Annotated in this window: 6 protein-coding genes; 4 read left to right on the top strand and 2 right to left on the bottom strand. The window is 55.4% G+C overall.

The window, feature by feature from the left end; translation table 11 throughout:
* On the top strand, positions 1 to 811 hold an 811-nt coding region (locus PHU01S_RS25335), incomplete at its 5' end, for an Mrp/NBP35 family ATP-binding protein (protein WP_127510475.1).
* A gap of 188 nt (positions 812 to 999) precedes the next feature.
* Here the strand turns inward: PHU01S_RS25335 and gerD are convergent.
* Positions 1000 to 1713 carry a spore germination lipoprotein GerD gene (gene gerD, locus PHU01S_RS25340; protein ID WP_048749356.1) on the bottom strand — a complete coding sequence of 238 codons (714 nt, stop codon included), beginning with the start codon at positions 1711 to 1713 and terminating at the stop codon, positions 1000 to 1002.
* A 165-nt stretch (positions 1714 to 1878) separates the two neighbouring features.
* On the opposite strand from gerD, the gene PHU01S_RS25345 reads away from it, so the two are divergent.
* Positions 1879 to 2514 (top strand): KinB-signaling pathway activation protein, encoded by a 636-nt coding sequence (locus PHU01S_RS25345; protein WP_049868855.1) that lies wholly within the window; start codon positions 1879 to 1881, stop codon positions 2512 to 2514.
* A 19-nt stretch (positions 2515 to 2533) separates the two neighbouring features.
* On the opposite strand, the gene pdaB is transcribed toward PHU01S_RS25345, so the two are convergent.
* Positions 2534 to 3331: a polysaccharide deacetylase family sporulation protein PdaB gene (gene pdaB, locus PHU01S_RS25350; RefSeq protein ID WP_048749360.1), complete on the bottom strand. Its 798-nt coding sequence runs from the start codon at positions 3329 to 3331 to the stop codon at positions 2534 to 2536.
* 111 nt (positions 3332 to 3442) lie between these two features.
* On the opposite strand from pdaB, the gene PHU01S_RS25355 reads away from it, so the two are divergent.
* Both PHU01S_RS25355 and PHU01S_RS25360 read left to right on the top strand, forming a co-directional pair.
* A complete protein-coding gene (locus PHU01S_RS25355) occupies positions 3443 to 4069 on the top strand; it encodes a stage II sporulation protein M (RefSeq protein ID WP_048749363.1) in 627 nt (208 codons plus the stop codon).
* An 81-nt stretch (positions 4070 to 4150) separates the two neighbouring features.
* A complete protein-coding gene (locus PHU01S_RS25360) occupies positions 4151 to 4372 on the top strand; it encodes a hypothetical protein (RefSeq protein WP_048749365.1) in 222 nt (73 codons plus the stop codon).
* The last annotated feature ends 197 nt before the right edge of the window (positions 4373 to 4569 follow it).

The following is a 4569-nucleotide window of genomic DNA, read 5'->3' on the forward strand; positions in this document are numbered from 1 at the left end:
CGCACCCGTGCGCGGGCACGGGGCGGGCCTGGAGGCGCTGCCGCTGCTGGCGGAGCGCAGCGGCACGCAGTTCATCGCCGTCGCCAGCGGCAAGGGCGGCGTCGGCAAGTCAACCGTCACCGTCAACCTGGCGGTGGCGCTCGCCCGCAGGGGCAAGCGGGTCGGCTTGATCGATGCCGACATCTACGGCTTCAGCGTGCCCGACATGATGGGCATCGAATCGCGGCCGGAGATCGTGGACGGCCGGATCGAGCCGATTGAGCGCTTCGGCGTGAAGGTCATCTCGATGGGCTTTTTCGTCGAGGACAACAGCCCTATCGTCTGGCGCGGCCCGATGCTTGGGCGGATGCTGCGCAACTTCTTCCAGGAAGTCGAGTGGGGAGAGCTGGATTATGTGCTGCTGGACTTGCCGCCGGGCACGGGCGACGTCGCGCTCGACGTTCACCAGATCTTGCCGCAGAGCAAGGAAATCATCGTGACGACCCCTCATGCGACAGCAGCCTTCGTCGCAGCCCGCGCCGGGGCGATGGCCATCACGACACAGCATGAGATCCTCGGAGTCGTGGAGAACATGTCCTATTACATGAGCCCGTCCACCGGCGAGAAGGACTATGTGTTCGGACGCGGGGGAGGGGCGAAGCTGGCGGAGACGCTGCACACTTCGCTGCTCGCTCAAGTGCCTCTCGGCGCGCCGGACAACCATGTATCCGAGCCGGACTTCTCTCCGTCGGTGTACAAGGCGGAGACGGAGACGGGAGCCATCTATCTGGAGCTGGCCGATCAAGTCATCAGGCTGGCGCCGGCACATTGATTGTTCTTCATCGCCATTCAAAAAGGGCAGCCCCTGGAAAATCCGGGTGCTGCCCTTTTTGGCGTCTTCATGACTGGCCTTTACTGAAAGCTTGGCTTAAGGCTCAACCGCCTTTGTTCACCCAGTCCGAATATCCGCCTTTTGCTGCTTCCGAGCTATAGCAGGCGCCAGCCGCCTTTACGTCCTCATCAGCTTGATGTTCCGCTGCCTTCGCCGCTATCCTTGCTGTCGTCGCCGCCACCGCCGCCGTCTTCACCGCCGCTGTCGCCGCCTTCGCCGCCACCGCCGGAGCTCGTATCCACTTTCTCGCCCGGTTTGACGCGAAGCTCTTCCTGAACCGCTTTTTTGAGCAGGTCGAGGATTTCCACGCGGAAGAGCGGATTGGACATCGATTCCTGCATGATGGTCATGACCTGCTTGCGGTATTGCGAGCTCATGAGCACTTCGAGAATCATCTTGTCCATCTCCGGCGTTTTCATGGCCGAGATCAATTCCTTCTGGTACCCGGGATCTTTCATCAGCTCTTTGTGGATATCCTTGTTTTCTTTGTTGACCGCTTTGGCGAAGTCGCCGGCAAATCGGGTGTCCGTCATCAGCTTCTTGATCACTTTGTCGTAATCCGGCGACGTGATCGTTTCCTTGACAGCCATGCGCACACTTTCCGCATCCTGCACCGACAGCGACTTGATGCCGCTGCTCGACGTTCCCGCAGCGCTCATTTGGCTTTCCTGCAGCGCTTTCTGGGCGTCCTCCGTCTTGAGGATGTCGATCACCATGGATTTCATGTCTTTGTAGCTGGTCTGCTGGCCGCCTCCTCCTTGCGGCTCGGCGCCGCATCCGGTCAGAAGAACGGCAGCAAAAGCCGATATCGAAAAGCAGTACAAGGCCCGCTTGAGCTTCATGTCGAGGTTCCCCTTTCTTCGCTGTGCCGCCAAGTGTAGGATAGCGGCGATGATACGTACAGTATGCGCGAAGAGACGGGCGAATATCAGGGAAAGCCTTAGCTTTTTATTCCGTTCATGGTAAGATGAAGGATATGGCCAACTTCTCTGGGGGGATACATCCGCATGACGATCCGCAAGTGGTTTCACCTGTTCTGGACAACGCTGGCCTTGGGCGCCGCGACGACATTGATCGTCGGGGTCCTGATGCTTTTGACAGATAAGAGCTTCAGCGTATTCGGCTGGTCCGGATTCGGCTTCAACCTGTTCAACATGATGCTGGTGGGCTTGCTGATCGGCGCCTTCAGCCAGATGGGCTTTTTTGCTTATCTCACGGTCAATTACATCGCTCTGAGCGTATTCCGCAAAGCTTATCTATGGAATGCCTTGCAAGCGTATACGACTATTTTTGCGCTCGGATTCCTCGGCTATGTCCTATATGGCGCCCGCGAAGACTTGGGCAATGTCGTCTTCTGGGCTCTGCCGCTTGGACTCGCCGCCGTATCTTGGGCGGTCGGAGCATGGAAGAGCCGGATGACCAATAACCACGCCTTCATCCCGACGCTGTTCCTGATGGTTGTCGTGACCGCGATCGAGGCATGGCCGAGCTTTCAGCCTGGAGATGACGGCAGTGTAAGCACAAGCGCGATCCTCTTCATGATGGCTCCGCTTGTCGTCTGCAATGCCTACCAGATTCTGCTGCTTCACCGCATTACGGGCAGCAGAAAAGCCGTCGACGCGCCAGAGGCGAAGACGGCCTGAAAGAAGTTCTTGCGGCTGCCTACATATGGATGGTGACCGGCTCGCTGGATACGCCGTTGTCCCGCACTTCCTTGCCGGAAGCCTCCGTGCCGCTGATCAGCTGGGAAACGCTGACGAATTCATAGCCCTGGCTGCGGAGCTGGTCGATGATAATCGGAAGCGCTTCGTGGGTCTGCTTCACGGAATCGCTCGCATGAAGCAGCACGATATCGCCGGGATGGGCGCGCTTGAGCACTCGATCGACAATGTTTTGGGTTCCGATATTCATCCAGTCCTGGGAATCGGTGTCCCATTGGATGACCTTGTAGCCCAAGCTTTCCGAAACTTGAAGCACCCTTTTGTCAAAATCCCCGTTGGGGAGGCGGATGAGCTGGGGTGCTTTTCCCGTCTCCTGGGTAAGGATGGAGTGGGCTGTCTGGATCTGATTCTTGATTTCTTCGTCGGTCAGCTTGCTGTAGTTTTCGTGCTTGTGGCCGTGGCTGCCGATTTCCCAGCCGCTGTCAACGATGGATTTGACGATTTGCGGATGGGTTTGCGCCCAGGGAGAGGAGAGGAAGAACGTAGCGTTCTTGACGTTTTTCTCTTTAAGGATTTCAAGGATGGGCTCGGCCCGCTTTTCTCCCCAGCTGATATCGAAGGTCAAAGCGATGATTTTTTTGCTTGTCGGCACATCATAGATAGCGGCAGGCTGATCGTTCGCGAACACGGAGATTTGGTCCTTCTCGGTATAGATGACACCGGCGGCAAAAATGACGGCCACGGCCAAGAAGAAATAACGCCTGATTTTTCTTCCGTTGAATACATAAAAATGATTCATCGATGAACGGGCTCCTTTCGCGGCAAGCTTGGCTTGCTGTATGGATTAGTACAATCTATGCCCGTCCGTACGGGATATTCGCGCCGCAGCCTAATTTTAGGGGGAAATGGAATGAGCAATCGAATGAAAGCAAGCTTCGCATCCATCAAGCTGGTGCGCCGGCAGTTTTGGCTGGGATGCCTGCTGTTCGCGGCCGGCGCTTGGATCGGAGCGGTCAATGAAAGCTTCCATGCCATGCTTGAAGGTCAAATGAGCCAGATCCGGGATTTGGCCAAGACGCTTCAGGAAAGCGGCAATCCGACACTCAGCTTTTTCTTGTTCATTTTTTTCAACAATGCGGTAAAAGCGCTCGTTGTGATGGCGGCAGGCATTCTCTTCGGGGCGCTTCCGGTGTTTTTTCTCGTCATGAATGGCATGGTTCTCGGTTATTTATGGACGATTGAAGCGGCAGAAGCGGGAACGAGAGAGACGCTGCTTCATTTTACAAAAGGAATTCTGCCTCACGGCATCATCGAAATTCCCGTCATCATCCTCGCCGCCGCATATGGAATGAAGCTTGGGGGATATGTCTGGCGCTGGCTGGCGCTTGCTATGTCGGGAAGGGATACGGACTCTGTCCGGGCTGAATGGAAGGCTTATCTCCAAAGCCTTGTCCCTGCCGCAGCGATTGTCGTCCTGCTTCTTTTGGCAGCCGCGATAGTGGAAAGCACGCTGACAAGATGGATTTTGCAGCTGTAATAAAACTTCCATTATTTGAGCATAACTGTAAAGCGGCATCAGACCATGGAATGTTCCAGACATTCAAGGAGGCACCCCGTTATGCTCGGAATACTTTTCAACGACAAGGAATGCAAGGAACTCGACTATGTGCTGCGCAAGGAATTGGACGAGATGCTGCTTGATTTAGGGGATTCCCGGCTCGACGTAGATATCAAACAGGCCATAACCCGCAGGTACCGGATCGTATTCCGGATGTTCGCCCGGATTGCGCCTCCGAGAGAGCTGTCCCGGTATGCTCTCAGGGTCAGAAACAACCGCTAAAAAAGATTGAAATAAAAGTGGAATAAAGGGTTGACGGTCCTGTACAGGCTGTGGTAAATTAATTCTCGCCCCTTCGAACGGGCTTCATAAGAAGACAGCAGACGACATACATAAAGCGACATGGTAATAAAAAACAGGTTGCAATGAATGATTCAGCTGTGGTATATTATGAAAGTCGCCGCTTGAAAGCGACATAG

This window comes from Paenibacillus humicus NBRC 102415 (assembly GCF_004000905.1).
Taxonomy (GTDB): Bacteria; Bacillota; Bacilli; order Paenibacillales; family Paenibacillaceae; genus Paenibacillus_O; species Paenibacillus_O humicus.